This window comes from Flavobacterium sp. Leaf359 (assembly GCF_001423985.1).
In the GTDB taxonomy this organism is placed as follows: Bacteria; Bacteroidota; Bacteroidia; order Flavobacteriales; family Flavobacteriaceae; genus Flavobacterium; species Flavobacterium lindanitolerans.
This window is the reverse complement of record NZ_LMPW01000013.1, coordinates 372264-388179: the sequence shown is the minus strand read 5'-3', so window position 1 is coordinate 388179 and position 15916 is coordinate 372264. Positions and strand designations below refer to the sequence as shown.

12 protein-coding genes, 1 pseudogene and 1 riboswitch are annotated in these 15916 nt (G+C 36.9%); of the genes and pseudogenes, 1 reads left to right on the top strand and 12 read right to left on the bottom strand.

The features are described 5' to 3' along the window. Positions 1-4: 4 nt before the first annotated feature. Positions 5-1189 carry a pyridoxal phosphate-dependent aminotransferase gene (locus ASG38_RS14200; RefSeq protein WP_056072369.1) on the bottom strand — a complete coding sequence of 395 codons (1185 nt, stop codon included), beginning with the start codon at positions 1187-1189 and terminating at the stop codon, positions 5-7. A gap of 11 nt (positions 1190-1200) precedes the next feature. Further along, the gene (locus ASG38_RS14195) at positions 1201-2031 is read right to left on the bottom strand and encodes a prephenate dehydratase (RefSeq protein WP_056072366.1); all 831 of its coding nucleotides are present in this window, start codon (positions 2029-2031) and stop codon (positions 1201-1203) included. A 342-nt stretch (positions 2032-2373) separates the two neighbouring features. On the opposite strand from ASG38_RS14195, the gene gldA reads away from it, so the two are divergent. Continuing rightward, positions 2374-3270 carry a gliding motility-associated ABC transporter ATP-binding subunit GldA gene (gene gldA, locus ASG38_RS14190; protein ID WP_056072363.1) on the top strand — a complete coding sequence of 299 codons (897 nt, stop codon included), beginning with the start codon at positions 2374-2376 and terminating at the stop codon, positions 3268-3270. A 6-nt stretch (positions 3271-3276) separates the two neighbouring features. Here gldA and ASG38_RS14185 read toward each other — a convergent pair whose 3' ends face one another. From ASG38_RS14185 to ASG38_RS14135, 10 genes and pseudogenes are all read right to left on the bottom strand, one after another. Continuing rightward, positions 3277-4029, bottom strand: a complete 753-nt coding sequence (locus ASG38_RS14185) for a head GIN domain-containing protein (RefSeq protein ID WP_235498599.1) — start codon at positions 4027-4029, stop codon at positions 3277-3279. 18 nt (positions 4030-4047) lie between these two features. Next, on the bottom strand, positions 4048-5139 hold the full coding sequence (locus ASG38_RS14180) for an acyloxyacyl hydrolase (protein ID WP_056072358.1): 1092 nt from the start codon (positions 5137-5139) through the stop codon (positions 4048-4050). A 17-nt stretch (positions 5140-5156) separates the two neighbouring features. Continuing rightward, positions 5157-6257 carry an acyloxyacyl hydrolase gene (locus ASG38_RS14175; RefSeq protein WP_056072355.1) on the bottom strand — a complete coding sequence of 367 codons (1101 nt, stop codon included), beginning with the start codon at positions 6255-6257 and terminating at the stop codon, positions 5157-5159. Next, positions 6258-8030, bottom strand: coding sequence for an RDD family protein (locus ASG38_RS14170; protein WP_056072352.1), 1773 nt, complete (start codon positions 8028-8030; stop codon positions 6258-6260). A gap of 58 nt (positions 8031-8088) precedes the next feature. After that, a complete protein-coding gene (gene metF / locus ASG38_RS14165; protein ID WP_056072349.1) occupies positions 8089-9045 on the bottom strand; it encodes a methylenetetrahydrofolate reductase [NAD(P)H] in 957 nt (318 codons plus the stop codon). Positions 9046-9180: 135 nt separating this feature from the next. After that, positions 9181-11868 (bottom strand): annotated as a pseudogene (gene metH, locus ASG38_RS14160) (methionine synthase); the annotation flags it as partial. A gap of 18 nt (positions 11869-11886) precedes the next feature. Beyond that, complete coding sequence (locus ASG38_RS14155) at positions 11887-12885, bottom strand: homocysteine S-methyltransferase family protein (RefSeq protein ID WP_056072342.1); 999 nt, start codon at positions 12883-12885, stop codon at positions 11887-11889. Between the two features lie 161 nt (positions 12886-13046). Continuing rightward, positions 13047-13150, bottom strand: a riboswitch (SAM riboswitch). A 65-nt stretch (positions 13151-13215) separates the two neighbouring features. Then, the gene (locus ASG38_RS14150; protein WP_056072340.1) at positions 13216-13740 is read right to left on the bottom strand and encodes a hypothetical protein; all 525 of its coding nucleotides are present in this window, start codon (positions 13738-13740) and stop codon (positions 13216-13218) included. Positions 13741-13845: 105 nt separating this feature from the next. Then, positions 13846-14268: an OsmC family protein gene (locus ASG38_RS14145; protein WP_056072338.1), complete on the bottom strand. Its 423-nt coding sequence runs from the start codon at positions 14266-14268 to the stop codon at positions 13846-13848. An 807-nt stretch (positions 14269-15075) separates the two neighbouring features. Continuing rightward, positions 15076-15916 (bottom strand): T9SS-dependent choice-of-anchor J family protein (locus tag ASG38_RS14135; protein WP_082482228.1); only part of this gene is annotated, 841 nt, incomplete at its 5' end.

Below are 15916 nucleotides of genomic sequence, written 5' to 3'. Positions count from 1 at the left end.
CTTATCAGGCCAGCCTATCAATTGCTTCCTGAATTTTTTCTTCCCGGATACATAACGAAAAACGGATGTATCCCTCACCATTCTTTCCAAAAATGGTTCCCGGTGTAAGGAAAATGTTTTTTTCAATTAAAAATGTATCGATAAATGTTTCAGAAGACCGATTCCCAAAAGGTAATTTTGCCCATACAAACATGCCAACAGCTTCTTTATTAAAGGTACAGCCTAGTTTTTCTGCCAATTGAAAAATTAATTTTCTTCTTCTTTTATATATCTTGTTTTGGGAATCAAACCATTCGCTTCCTAATTTCAAAGCTTCGATTGCTCCTTTTTGGATACCGTAAAACATGCCGCTGTCCATATTACTTTTTATTTTTAGGATGGCATCGATGAACTCCTGTTTTCCGGAAACCATTCCTATTCGCCAACCGGACATATTAAAAGTTTTGCTCAAAGAATTTAATTCCAAAGCGACTTCTTTGGCTCCTTCTATCTGAAAAATCGAAATCGGATTATCATTCAGCACAAAACTGTATGGATTATCGTTGACCAAAACAATGTGATGTCTTTTTGCAAAAGCAACCAGCCTTTCGAAAAGTTCAAGACTACCACCAGTTCCGGTTGGCATATGCGGATAATTAATCCACATCAACTTGACTTTTGATAAATCTCTACTTTCCAGAGCTTCCAAATCCGGCATCCAGTTGTTCTGTTCTTTCAAATCATAAAAAACAGATTTTGCTCCAACAAGGTTTGTGACAGATGAATAGGTTGGATATCCCGGGTCTGGTATCAGCACCTCATCTCCTTCATTCAAAAAGGCTAATGAAATATGCATTATTCCTTCTTTGGAACCCATTAAGGGTAAAATTTCAATATTGGGGTCTAATGCCACATCAAATTGAGATTTGTAAAAATCGGCTATTCCTTTTCTCAATTCCGGCAATCCCTGATAGCTTTGATATTCATGTGCTTTTTCATCTCCAAGAGCCTTAACCATAGCTTCTATTGCTTTTGGGGGTGGTGTTAAATCGGGGCTGCCTATCCCCATGTTCAGCACGGGCTTTCCTTCCGAAATCATTTGGCGGACTTGTCGCAGTTTTGTAGAAAAATAATACTCTTCAACCGTTTCCAATCGTTTAGCAAATCCTTTATTTTCTATTTTTTCTACCGTTAAAATATCCTCTGTCATCTTTTCGCGATTTAAATTGTATCTCCTTTTCTGTATTCTCCTAAAACTTTAAAATGCGTGGTCATCAATTCTACTATTGATTTTGCCTTTTCATAATGTTTGTACTTTTCAAAAGTCACATCCACAAAAAAGGAATATTGAAAGGGTGTTTCAATAATGGGCATCGACTGGATTTTTGTCAGGTTTAATTTGCAATTGTTCATAACATTTAAAATTGTAGCCAGGCTGCCGGGTGTGTCGTCCAATTCAAATTTTATGGAGGCTTTATTGATTTCCGATTTTGGCAAAACCTTGTTCTGCGTCTTTAAGATTACAAACCGCGTCTTATTACTTTTTATGGTATGGATTCCGGAAGCCAGAATATCCAGGCCAAACATTTCAGCAGCAATCGGACTTGCGACAGCAGCAATCTTCTTCAATTGGTTTTCCTGAATCCGATGTGCCGTTTCAGCCGTATCACCACTTTCAACTAATTTTATATGGGGATATTTTTTAAAAAACTCTCCACATTGCAGCAAAGCGATTGGATGTGAATGAACTTCTTTTATGTCTTCTATTTTTTGGCCTTTCAATACCATCAGGTTCATATTGATATTCAGATAATGCTCTCCAATAATGTGAAGGTTATTCCTGTCTATTAACGCATAATTAGGTATGATGGAACCTGCAATCGAATTCTCCAAAGCCATTACGGCATGCTGTGTTTTGTTTTCGACCAGGCTGTTAACTAAAGTATCAAACGACATGCATTCATCCAGCTCCAGATTTTCACCAAAATATTCTTTAGCAACCTGATGGTGGAATGAGCCTCTGATTCCCTGAATTGCAATTTTTGTTTCCATAAGTTTAGGCAAAAAAAAATCCCGATTTGCATCGGGATTTACTATTATTGATTTTAAATAATTTCTATTTAGATAACAACACGACAATCCCTTTCCTGTTTCCAGAAGTAAAAAGAGTTGCTAAAATAAAAACGGTTGTTTTGCATTTTTTTGTCTTGCTATTCGGCTAAAGTAGAAATTTTTGTTTTACGTTTTACAAATTGAAACTTTTTTTAAGAAAAATTTCAGCTATAACGTTTGAGTAATAGTTCAAAAGGAGTTTAATTTTCCCGCTATGCAATTCAACGAACATATACACGTTTTAATTATCCAATTTATTACTTTTGTTCAAAATCAAGAATCATGTCAATCGAAGTCACTTCCATTTCAAAAAATTACGGAGAGCAAAAAGCTTTGGATACTATTTCCTTTTCTATCCAAAAAGGTGAAATCGTGGGCTTTCTGGGACCAAATGGTGCCGGAAAATCAACGTTGATGAAAATCCTTACTACCTTTATTACTGCTGATGAAGGACAGGCTTCTGTAAATGGATTTGACGTTTCAACGGCACAAAAGGAAGTACAAAAATCTGTTGGTTATCTGCCTGAACACAATCCTTTGTATCTTGATTTGTATGTGCGTGAATACCTGGCTTTCAATGCCGATGTGTATAAAGTTGCCAAATCAAGAATTGAGGAAGTAATTACGATGACCGGCCTGACTCCTGAAAGCCATAAGAAAATAGGGCAATTGTCTAAAGGTTACCGCCAGCGTGTTGGTCTGGCAACAGCCCTGCTTCACAATCCGGATGTTTTGATTTTAGACGAACCTACAACGGGTCTTGACCCAAACCAATTGGTAGAAATCAGAGATTTGATTAAAAATATCGGAAAAGACAAAACCGTTTTCTTATCTACGCATATTATGCAGGAAGTAGAAGCTATTTGCGACCGTGTCATTATTATTAATCATGGAAAGATTGTTACAGACAAAAAACTGACTAATCTTAAAAATGAAGAGGAGCAGGTTATTGAAGTTGAATTTGACCATACTGTAGAAGAGCAACTATTAAGGTCGTTACCAAACCTGGTTACTTTAACCAATACGCATGATATGACCTGGGAGCTGACTTTTTCAACTTCAAAAGATATGCGTCCTGCAATTTTTGATTTCGCCCACGACAACGGACTTAAAACGTTACAGCTTAATTTGAAGAGCAAAAATCTGGAAGCTATTTTCAGAGATGTTACTAAGAAATAATACTTCTTACGGATATACCAAACGTCCCCGGTAAAGCTGCGTAACCTCGATTACAGGCGGCACGTTTTTTAAAACAACATTGCCTGTACTGTAAATGGTTCCAGAAATTTTATCTATTGGCTTTACAATGATGTCGTTTGAGCTTCTGTGGAAAACATGAACTTCTTTTGCGGTCAAATCAGAACCGTCAAATCTGACATTACCATTATAAAAACCTATATATAAAGCCTGAGCAGTACCTGATACCGCAAAATAAGAATCCTTATTATCTTCTATCGTTAGTTGATTACAATTTACCTCCACTTCAAAAGTTCCGGAAGCTGTATCGCTAAACATTCCTGATTGCAGGCCAAGGGATGGAAAACCCAAAACACCATCGGATTTTACTCCAAATTGTGAAGACGAATATATGTTTATTAGTGTTGGAGTTGTTACATAAACCTGAGTCGTATTGTAATCACGAACCCAATTGCAACCATTGGAATTCCGGAGAAAAAGTTCTTCATTCTGAACTTCAGCTGTAATTCCGCCAAGCAAATTTTTTCCTGTTTTTACAACTACCTTTTTTTCTGGCCCCTGTTTTATAATTAATTCAATTCCTTCCGCTATATTGATTTTCTTAAAATCGTCAACCACAAATTCTCTTGTACTTGGAGTCCCTGAGGTCTGAAAGCAATCATTTGCATTTTCCGAATCGCATGACAAAAAAGCTATCGAAAACAGGACAATTATTCTTGTAGTTATTTTGGCTTTCATCATACTTCTATCCATTACTTTTTATAAACGAACTCCCAATGCAAATTCTAATGCTTCCGCCTTTGCGGCATGGGTCTTTAAAGCGACACCCATAAAAATTTCATCTGCCAAATAATATTTAAGTCCCAATCTCTGATAAATTGGAGGCAGATAATCCAACGGAGCATAGGCATAATATCCGAATTGTGTTTCAAGAGAAAGCCTATTAATAAAAAGCTCATGACCAACAAATATCCCGCCTTTCCGATAATCTGTATCAGGACTGACGTTTAAATTTGGGTCTGCAGCAATTCGCTTTACGGTTTCTTTTAAATATTTATAGATAAAGAAATCTGCTCCAATATGGATGGCACTTATACGGCTCAATCTCTTATCTGCATAGGCAGAAAACACATAAAAAGGAAATTGGCCGCTGCCAACCAAATCGCTTTCATTAAATCCGGTTCTGAAAACCAGATTGTAGCGTATGGGCTCTGTATATCTGACAGAATCTTTATGTTCAATATACTGAAGCGGTTCTTTACTTTCAAAATCATATACCGCTCCTATATTAAGCGCCAGAGTATTTGTACTCTTATTGGGCGTTCTTAAATTCGCATTGGAATGGTGGAAAAAAGACAATCCGGCCTGAACCCCTAATCCGTTCCAGATTTTTTCTTTTTTATAGTTTAGCATAAAATAGGTAGCTGGCATCCAATGTGTTCCATAAGCCTGATTTTCAGGATTGGTTACGGCATCATAGGGATTGGTATTATAGGCAATTCCTTGTGCAATCCTGAACATCAGGTTTCTTTGAAAGAAATAAAAATTATAATGTCCATACAAGCCATAAAAATGTCCTAAAGCTTCATAGTTCATGTTTTGATATTGGAACGAGAGACCATAATCCGGATAGTTATATCTTGACTGCCATGGTTTTTCACCATACGTTTTCCTGTTAAGGCTTATCAGTATCCCTTCCTGTCTTTTATCTGTGAATTGGGAGATTTCTTCGGTATGCTTTAAAATCTTTCCATAAAAATTATTGATATCAAGAGTGTATCTGCTGTTTTCCTGCTGAGAAAAGCACAGTAACGGTACTAGATAAAGCAGGTAAAAAAATTTGTTCGTCATGTGTTTGTAAAAATGTGTCATAGCCTTATCCCAACTCCTATTTCCATGGCTTCTGCTTTTGCAGCATGTGTTTTTAGCGTTAGTGCTGCAAAAATAGTGTCACTAAAATAATATTTCAAACCAATTCTTTGATAAAATGGTCCTAAATAACCAAATGGTGCATAAACATAATATCCTGCCTGTGCTTCAATTGAGAGCCTATTGATAAAAAGTTCATGTCCTACAAAAACTCCTACCCTACGATAATCCGTATCCGGGTCAAGATGGTAATCAGGATAGGCAGCAGATTTATATCTGATGTATTCTTCCAGATATTTCATCATAAAAAAATCAGCTCCAAACTGGATAGCGCTTTTTCTGGAAAGGCGTTTGTCTGCATAGGCAGACAATACATAAAAAGGAAATTTTCCACTACCAATAATATCACTTTCATTCCTTCCGGAACGGAATGAAATATTGAATCGAACCGGTTCTTTAAAATTTTGTATTGTATCATACATTATAGTCATCCGTTTCAGATTCTCACTTTTTTCAAAAGAATAATTAACCCCAAGATTTACAGCCAATGTGTTGGTACTTGTATTGGGCGAGGCCATATTCGAATTAGAATGGTGAAAAAAGCTAATTCCCGCCTGCAAGCCTATGTTTTTATAAAGATTCTCTTTGTGGTAATTCAGCATTATATAAGTTGATGTCATCCAACGTGTTCCATAAGCCATATTCCTGAAATTGGTATCTTTATCGTAGGGATTAGTATTATACGAAATTCCTTCCCCAACACGAAACATCAGGCTCCTGTTTAAAAAATAAAAATTGTAGTGTGCATAAAGCCCGTACAAATCACCTAAAACGGGATTTTTGGTGTTTTCATAATGAAAAGATGCCCCATAATCCGGAAAATTATATTCAGATTCCCATTCCTTATTGCCAAATGTTTTTCTGTTAAAACTTATCAGCATACCTTCCGGATGTTCCGTAATCAGGTGCTTGATAGTACTATTGTGCGGTAAAATGTTTCCATAAAAATAATTGACATCAACTGTATATTTCCCATTTATTTCCTGGGAAAAAGCAGCTAATGGAATCGAAAAAATAAAAATATATAATTTCTTAAGCACTTATTTTGTCCTTTTAATTACGGCTTCCAATTCTTTTTCTTTTGATATTTCATAGGAAAATATTCTTCCTAAGGTATCTTTTATCGTAATCTGAAATTTATAATTTTCAGCCTGTGGAATCGTAATTACAGCCTGGGACTGTTTATATAAAGGTATTGGTGGTTGTCCGGAATACAATTGCGCATTGGAAATTTTTATCAGTTCTGCCTTCCATCCTTCATTTGTCACTATGACATTTTTTATTTTATCATTTGAATAATTATCAATAAGCGTTAGACGGGGCATAAAATAGGTTTCAATACTTTTTATCGAATATTTTTTACCATCGCCAATATTTAAGGCATTTTCCGTATCCTGATTTGAGTAACTGTATCCTGCATTTAATTCGATTGCCTTTTCGAGCTGACCTTTGGAAATGGTCACTTTTTTGGCACTTTCTTTTTCAATAGCATAAATCTTTTCCAAAAAATCAGGCACAGAGTATTCGTTAAAATTTGGCCCCTTTGCCTCTGAATAATCTTTTTGAGCATCAAGAATCAAGAACACTATTCCGTCCGGTTTTATTTCTTCTGTTTTTAAATAGATATCGGAATTGGCATAGTCCAGTGATTCCAGTTTTATAAAATCGTTTGTAGACAGATTTTTTAATTTGTGGGCAAAAACTTCTTTATTCTGCTGAATAATAGCCTGTTCTTTCTTTTCGGCCTGCAGGGATTCATATTTATAAATTCCAAAAGCGATGAGTAATCCCACCACAATAGTAACCGGAACAATTAAAAGATACCATGCTCCGCTAACTCCTGTTCTTTGTTCTTTAATTACATAGGTTTCCGACCATTTGTCATGAAGTCCGGAAGGTGTAAAAAAGGTAAGTGCTTCAAATGGGACCAATCTTAAAAATGTTCTTTTTAGTATAGAACTTACGGGTGGTTTATTCCCTTCCTCATCTGTAACTCGGGTTTCCGTAAGCATTTTTGCGGAGGTTACTCCTAAAACGGATTCAAAAATGGCATAATAGAACACCCTGAAAAAGGCAAAAATTATAATAAAAGCTACTCTATCACCTAATCCATTTTGTAAGGCAGATACAAAAGTCTGTAACTTCTCTGTTCTGATGAAGAATTCGAATGAGGCAGAAAATACAAGAATCATTATGAAGTCATCCATAATCAGATGGAAAAATCTTCTCCAACGTCCGGCCTCAACCAGAGTAACACTGGTATGTGTTTCATAGGTTCTTTCAATGGTTTCGAATGTTTTTCCCATTTCAATGTACTTGAGTATTGAAAAAGCGAGGTAAGCATAGAAAGCCATAACAACGTAGTCCATGAACCATAATACATATAGGAAAACGCCCAAAGAATTTGTTGTATTTTCCATTAAAACAATGGAAAAAAGACCCAAAATAAAAGAAGAAACTTTTGTTATGAATATTACAGAATAAACAAAGCGTAGCAATCTTGTTTCTTTGGCTTTACTTCTCAAATAGAACACCGCCCCTAAAATCAGCAAAACATAAAAAAATGCATTTAACAGATTGTAATGCATATACATGCCGTCACCTGTTCCTAACTTGAACGTATAAAAATCTTCCAGATCAAAAATGGTAAGATGAATTGACTGGAAAATGTATTTTATGAAGCCAATTGTATATACCATTTCCTTTGAAGCGGTATTGTAGTCAATTGTAAGCATGGGAATAAAAATTCCCAGAATGGCAATTACAATAGAAAACCAGGCGATTTTTTCTTGAGACAGGTATTTTTGCAGCATACAAAACTTTTTATAAGACTCAAAAATAACCAATTAAAACAATCTTGCAAGACCTAATTTAGAATACCTCTCTGGCTATTGCCTTAATATTTTCCGACTTCCCCATTGAATAATAATGCAAAACGGGTATTCCCTCTTTAATTAACTCCTTACTTTGGCTAATGCACCATTCTATACCTATTTGCTTCACAGCATCCGCATCCTTAGCCCGTACGATAGCCATAATAAGTTCGTCCGGAATATCGACCTTAAAACGATGTGGCACCAGATTCAATTGTTTTTTGGTTGAAATAGGTTTTAATCCCGGAATGATAGGAACCGTGATGCCTTCTTTTCTGCATTTGGCAACAAAGTCGAAGAATTTTTTGTTGTCAAAAAACATCTGGGTAATGATGTAGGACGCCCCGTTTTTTATTTTCTGTTTCAGAAAATAGATATCGCTATCCAAACTTGGTGCTTCCATGTGTTTTTCAGGATATCCGGCTACACCAATACAGAAATTTGTGGATGAAGAATTTTGCAATTCGTCATCCAGATAAATACCCTTATTGAGGTTGGTAATCTGTGTTACAAGTTCAGAAGCATAATGGTTTCCTTCTTTTTCCGGCTTGAAATAGGTTTCATTTTTTACGGCATCACCACGCAAGGCAACCACATTTTGGATTCCGAGAAAGTCCAAATCAATTAAGAAATTTTCCGTGTCTTCCTTTGTAAATCCGCCACAAAGAATATGCGGAATCGCATCAACCTGGTATTTGTTTTGTATTGCCGAACAAATACCAACTGTTCCCGGTCGTTTCTTTACAATCTTTTTTTCCAATAAACCGCTGGGCAATTCTTTGTATTCATACTCCTCACGATGATAGGTCACGTCAATAAAAGGCGGTTTGAATTCCATTAACGGGTCAATGCTATCAAAAATTGACTGGATATTTTGCCCTTTTAATGGCGGTAGTATTTCGAAAGAAAAAAGCGATTTGCCATTGGCTTTTTCTATATGTTCTGTTACTTTCATTTGTTTTTGATTTCAGATTTTAGATTTCTGATCTTAAATTTTTGATTTCAGATTTTTGATTTTTGACTTGACGACTTGATGACTTGATGACTTGATGACTTGATGACTTTGCGACTTGATGACTTTACAACTAATTTAATCTGCGATGTTTGGGTTTAGCCATTTTTCGGCATATTCATAGGAAACATTCCTGCGTTTTGCATAGTCTTCGACCTGATCTTTTTTAATTTTTCCCAGTCCGAAGTATTTGCTTTCTGGGTGTCCGAAATAATAACCGGAAACCGAAGATGCCGGCCACATCGCCATACTTTCGGTTAAAGTCACGCCAATATTTTCTTCTACGTTTAATAATTTCCAGATAGTGGGTTTTTCCAAGTGATCCGGGCAAGCAGGATATCCTGGTGCCGGGCGGATTCCTTTGTATTCTTCTTTAATCAGGGCTTCATTGCTTAATACTTCGTCAGAAGCATATCCCCAGATTTCTTTCCTTATTTTTTCATGTAAATATTCGGCAAAAGCCTCGGCAAAACGATCGCCCAATGCTTTGACCATAATGGAATTATAATCATCGAGATTTTTTTCGAATTCCGCCGCTTTTTCATCTACTCCAAAACCTGTCGTTACGCAAAATGCTCCTATATAATCTGTAATTCCGGAATCTTTTGGCGCTATAAAATCAGACAGGGCAATATTGGGTGCTCCTTTTGTTTTTGCAGACTGCTGTCTTAAAGTCAGGAAAGTTTGCAGAAGCTTTCCATTTTCATCCCGTAATTCAATATCATCATCATTGATTTGGTTGGCAGGAAATATTGCATACACGCCTTTTGCTTCTAACCAGTTTTCCTGTATAATCTGGCGCAACATGTCCTGAGCATCCGCAAACAACACTTTAGCTTGTTCGCCAACAATTTCATCTTTTAGTATTTCCGGAAATTTTCCATGCAGGTCCCATGTTCTAAAAAATGGTGTCCAATCGATATAATCGACCAATTCTCCTAATTTTACATCGATGACTTTTGTTCCTATAGTGTTTGGTTTTGCCGGAGTGAAATTAGTCCAGTCCAATTGCAGCTTATTTTTTCTGGCTTCCTCTATGCTTAAGAAGTTTTTATCACGGCTCCGACTTAGGTAACCTTCGCGAAGCTCATCATATTCCATACGCAGGCTCTTGAAATATTCCTGATTGGTATTCTTATTTATGAGATTTCCGGCTACAGTAACAGCACGCGAAGCATCGTTGACATGAACTACTGTTTCCCTATATTCCGGAGCAATCTTTACGGCTGTATGTGCTCTTGAAGTGGTTGCTCCACCAATCATTATTGGAATTTTGACATTCTGCCTGTCCATCTGTTTTGCCAGATAGACCATTTCATCCAGAGAAGGCGTGATTAATCCGCTTAGTCCTATTATATCTACATTTTCCTCAATGGCTGTCTGAATAATTTTCTCGGATGGTACCATGACACCAAGGTCAATGATTTCATAGTTATTACAAGCCAAAACCACCGCCACTATGTTTTTCCCTATGTCATGAACATCACCTTTTACGGTTGCCATCAAAACCTTTCCGGCTGAACTGGAACTTCCGTCTTTTTCCGCTTCAATATATGGCAACAGATAAGCAACCGCCTTTTTCATGACACGTGCTGATTTTACTACTTGCGGCAAAAACATTTTCCCGCTTCCGAATAAATCTCCTACTACATTCATTCCTGTCATTAGATTGATTTCTATGACTTCAATAGGCCTTGTAGCCAATTGTCTGGCTTCTTCAATATCAGCATCAATAAATTCATCAACTCCTCTCACCAAAGCGTGTGTCAATCTTTCCTGAAGTGGAAGCGAACGCCATTCCTGTGACTGCTTTTCTGAAACTTCTTTTGTATCTCCTTTTATATTTTCTGCAAATGCCAAAAGTCTTTCTGTGGCATCATCTCTCCTGTCAAGCAAGACATCTTCAACATATTCCAGCAAATCTTTGGGAATCTGGTCATAGATTTCCAACATTTCCGGATTTACGATTCCCATAGTCATACCGTGATTGACAGCATGGTACAAAAACGCCGAATGCATTGCTTCACGTACCCTGTCGTTACCGCGGAATGAGAATGAAACATTGCTTACACCACCGCTGACACTTGCATAGGGAAGATTTTCCTTAATCCATCTGGTAGCCCTGAAGAAATCTACTGCATTCCGGCGGTGTTCTTCCATTCCGGTTGCAACGGGAAAAATATTCGGGTCAAAAATGATGTCTTCTGCCGGAAAACCTACCTTGTTTACCAAAACATCATACGAACGCTTACAGATTTCTATCCTTCTTTCATAGGTGTCTGCCTGTCCTGTCTCGTCAAAAGCCATAACAATGACTGCTGCACCATATTTTTTTATCAGTTTTGCCTGACGAATAAAATTTTCTTCTCCTTCTTTTAGACTGATAGAATTGACAACACTTTTCCCCTGGGCTACTTTTAGTCCTGCTTCGATAATTTCCCATTTTGAACTGTCAATCATTATCGGAACGCGGGAAATATCTGGTTCAGAAGCTATCAGATTCAGGAAAATTGTCATGGCGCGAACGCCGTCAAGCATTCCCTCATCCATATTAATGTCAATAATCTGTGCGCCTCCTTCTACCTGAGCCCTGGCAATATCCAATGCTTCTTCGTATTTTTCTTCTTTTATCAGGCGTAAAAATTTTCGGGAACCGGTAACATTCGTACGTTCTCCTACGTTTACAAAAATGCTTTCGGGTGTTATGATTAAAGGTTCGAGACCTGATAATCTTAAGTATTTTTTACAATCGACATCTGCCATTTTCTTATTCTTTTCTACAGTCTAAACCGGTTCTACAATTCTGGGTGAATATTCTTTTGCTACTTCTGCAATCAGGCGGATATGTTCCGGGGTTGTTCCGCAACATCCTCCAATTATGTTAATGAGATTATCTTCGAGATATTCCCGAATCAAAACCTGCATAGCTTCCGGTGTCTGGTCATATTGCCCAAAAGCATTGGGCAAACCTGCATTGGGATGTGCCGAAACATTGAATGTGGTATTATGCGAAAGTCGTTGTAAATAAGGTTTTAACTGGTCTGCTCCTAAAGCACAATTAAATCCTACGCTCAATAGCGGAATGTGAGAAATGGAAATCAGGAATGCTTCTACGGTCTGGCCGGAGAGTGTTCTTCCTGAAGCATCTGTTATCGTGCCGGAAACCATGACCGGAATATCTATATTTCTTTCTTCTTTGACTTCTTCAATGGCAAACAGTGCTGCTTTTGCATTCAGGGTATCAAATATGGTTTCTACCAGCAGAATATCGGAACCTCCATCAATCAGGGCTTCGACCTGCTGTTTATAGGCAATGCGTAATTCATCAAAGGTCACGGCACGGAAACCGGGGTCATTTACATCCGGAGACATGCTTGCCGTTCTGTTAGTAGGTCCTATAGAACCCGCCACGAAACGTGGTTTATCCGGATTTTTTGCCGTAAACTCATCTGCTATTTCTCGGGCCAGTCTGGCCGATTCATAGTTTAATTCATAAACCAAATCTTCCAAATGATAGTCTGCCATACCTATGGTTGTTCCTGAAAAGGTATTGGTTTCTACAATATCTGCTCCGGCTTCAAAATATTGGCGGTGGACTTCCTGTATTGCTTTTGGCTGGGTTAATGAAAGGAGGTCGTTATTGCCTTTCAGCAGATGCGGAAATTCTTTGAATCTTTCACCACGGAAATCTTCTTCCGAAAAATTATACCGCTGGAGCATGGTTCCCATTGCTCCGTCAAGGATGAGAATTCTTTCTTTGATAGCTTTGTGTATGCCTGACATTTTTTACTATTATTAGATTATTCAAGATTCTGATGAATCTAAAAGTCCTAATGTATTTTTCAAAAATCGATGGCATAGAAAAAACAATCCCAGGCCATGAATGGTTGAAAAAAGTATCGATATGTTGTCAGGAAAAGGGAGAAAAAAAGTAGATTTTTCGTGTGTTATCTATCCAATAATATGGTAGAATGTAGCACCTTCTTTAAAGCTTAAAGGGTTGCTAAGGCTTCATCGGGTCTAATCCCTCCGCCTTTCGTGATAACAATCAATATTTTTAAGAACACTGCAAAGTAATGCAATATGTTTGGTTTTTGCAATAGTTTGCAGAAATTATACCGCTATCCTAAAATTTTGTTTGGCTGCAATTTTTAGAATTTGTTCAAGCAGTTTCGGGGAAAGATGCTTCTCATTTGGGTTTACGAAGACAAAATCTTTTTCCGTTTTTTTGATACTGTTGTTTAATGCCATTTTGAAATCTGCCGAAAATGCCTGCACCAATGGATTAGCACTAATGATATCAAAATCATTCTGGAGCAGGTCGAAATAATCAGGAAGGATGTCTTCTGTATTTGAGGTATCGACAGCAATAAGATTTTCGAGTTCGTTTTCCTGAACAAAATTAATTATATCTGCTATTTTGAAAGGAACGGCAAATTGGATAAAATTGGCTTCCCAGGAATTTCTTACTGTTGGTTTTTCAAAGAAGGCTACGGTGGAATTGGTTATTACCGGCAATCTCAAATCAAGATTGTTATTTTCAAGGAGTGATTCCTGATTGGAAAGCACCTCAGTTATGAGAGAACTCCCTGTCTCTTCTATTCCGAAGAGAATGATATTTATTTTTTTAACTGACATGGTTCTGAAGATTTTTGATTAAAAGAACTGCTTTTGACTGGCAATCAAAAGCAGTCTTTCAACAAACAAACAAATAAAACAAACTAAACAAATGCGATTTATGCTTTATGCTGCATAATTATATTCTTTGTATAAAATCAGCTCGACCGGTGTTGAATTGACCAGGTTGTCGTAAACCGGACTTTTTTGCTGTACTAATTTTAACCACTTCTGGAGTACCTGAAGCGAAGTATCTGTTGTTGGCTTTAGCACGATTTCGATTTTGCTGAAGCCTACTCTTTCTTCCTGACTTATAACTCCGGTTATTTCTACCTGTAACGACTTTAGGTTGATGCCTAACTCTGAAGCTACCTGCTGGCTCACCGCATTGACACATCCTGCGAATCCTGCAAGTATATATTCAAACGGACTTGGCCCTTCCAGTTCCGGAAATTTTTCATTCCTGCTTATTCTGACATCAGAATTTTGTGTTTTCACTACGAATTGCTCATTATTTCTTGAGTATCCTAATACATTTATTGCTTTCATATTTTTTATTTTTTTTTGAGATTTATAATTGAGACTTAAAACAAAAAAGTCCTTTTGGACGGTTTACCAAAAGGACTTCACACTTGAATATATAAAGAGATTACGTCATTCGCTTTTGGCAATGGAGTTTTAGGTGGCAATACATCCACATATGTTTTTTACAAATAATCGTTGTTATCGTGTTCATTTTTATTTTATTTTCTCAAAGAATTATTTTCAAAAAAAAAGCCCCTGTAATTCAACAGAGGCTTTTTTTGCTATATATTTTAAAAAACTTAAAATTTGGCAATAGTACCTCCTGCGGAAATTTTCCACATCTTGCAGTACGTATGACAAATAATAGTTCTCATTTTTATTTCTTTTTGATGGTACAAACTTCAGAACTATTTTTGGATTGACAATGCACAAAATAAAAATTTAACATTTATTTTATTTTCAAACAAAAAAACTGATGTTTTATAAAGAGAGGCGTACAATAAAAAATTATACTAATAATCAGCACTTTAACTTTAAAAAATAGTGCTGCTGTATTAGTTAAGAAAAACTTTTATCACAATATTGTTTATATAGCCTTTTTGATATTTGGCACCAAAACCATTAAAAAAACAAAAAAGCCTACTTAAAAAAGCAGGCTCTTTCGAAGTATGATTTTGATTAATAGCCTCTTGCAAGCAAAAGCATTCTCATAAAAAATTTAGTTAATACGTACCGAATATAACAAAAAAAGGAATTATTTCACAATTTCAATTTAGTTAAAAAATCGGCCTGATAAAAAACTACCCTTTTTTATATATCCATTAAACAATATTAGTTCTTCACTACTTTTGTAGTACCCGTACCGGAATCAGTCTGTATGTTCAGGAAATAAACTCCGGAAGTCAATTCAGAAATATTAATTTGTGTTTCTGAAACACCATTTGCATTTATATTTCTTACCACTCTTCCATTCAGGTCCGTAAGCTGGATCGTATTAATCGCCACATTATTTTTACCGGACAGGTTAACAATTCCTGTGGACGGGTTAGGATACATGCTAAAGTTGTTTGCAAAGAAATCATCTCTGCTCAACGCCCTGCTGACTTCAAAAGTATCAATTCCAATTAAGTCAGAATTATCGCCGGTAGGCCCACCGTTTGTTACAAAATATCTAAATCCAAACTTTACAGCTGTTGGACCGGAAAGTCCGGAAACGGTAAAACTATATTTTGTCCAAACTTTAGGATATACAAAACCGGTAGCTAATGTCGGGTTGACAGTAACCCCAACTGTGGTAAAGGAACCTACATTGGTAGAACCTCCTGCCGGATTGGTGTGTGTGGCAGCCGTACTCATTCTAAGTTCCAAACGATCTGCAAAATCTAGTGTTGCTGAAGTTCCTTTTCTTGACCAGAAAGAAACAACATCGCCATTTTCTACTGTAACCACAGGGCTGATTAACCAGTTACTGATATCTCCGGCTCCTGTAGTACTGGTATAATTAACCAGGGCAAAGGAATTGGCACCACCCGCCTGCCCATTAGGTACCGGACTGACTTCGCCTGTGGCATATTCCCTATCATTGAAAGGATTTCCCTGAACTGCCGGTGTCACAGCCAGATTTACTGTAACCGGAGTATAGCTGGCTATTGACCATAATGTAGCAGTTGAT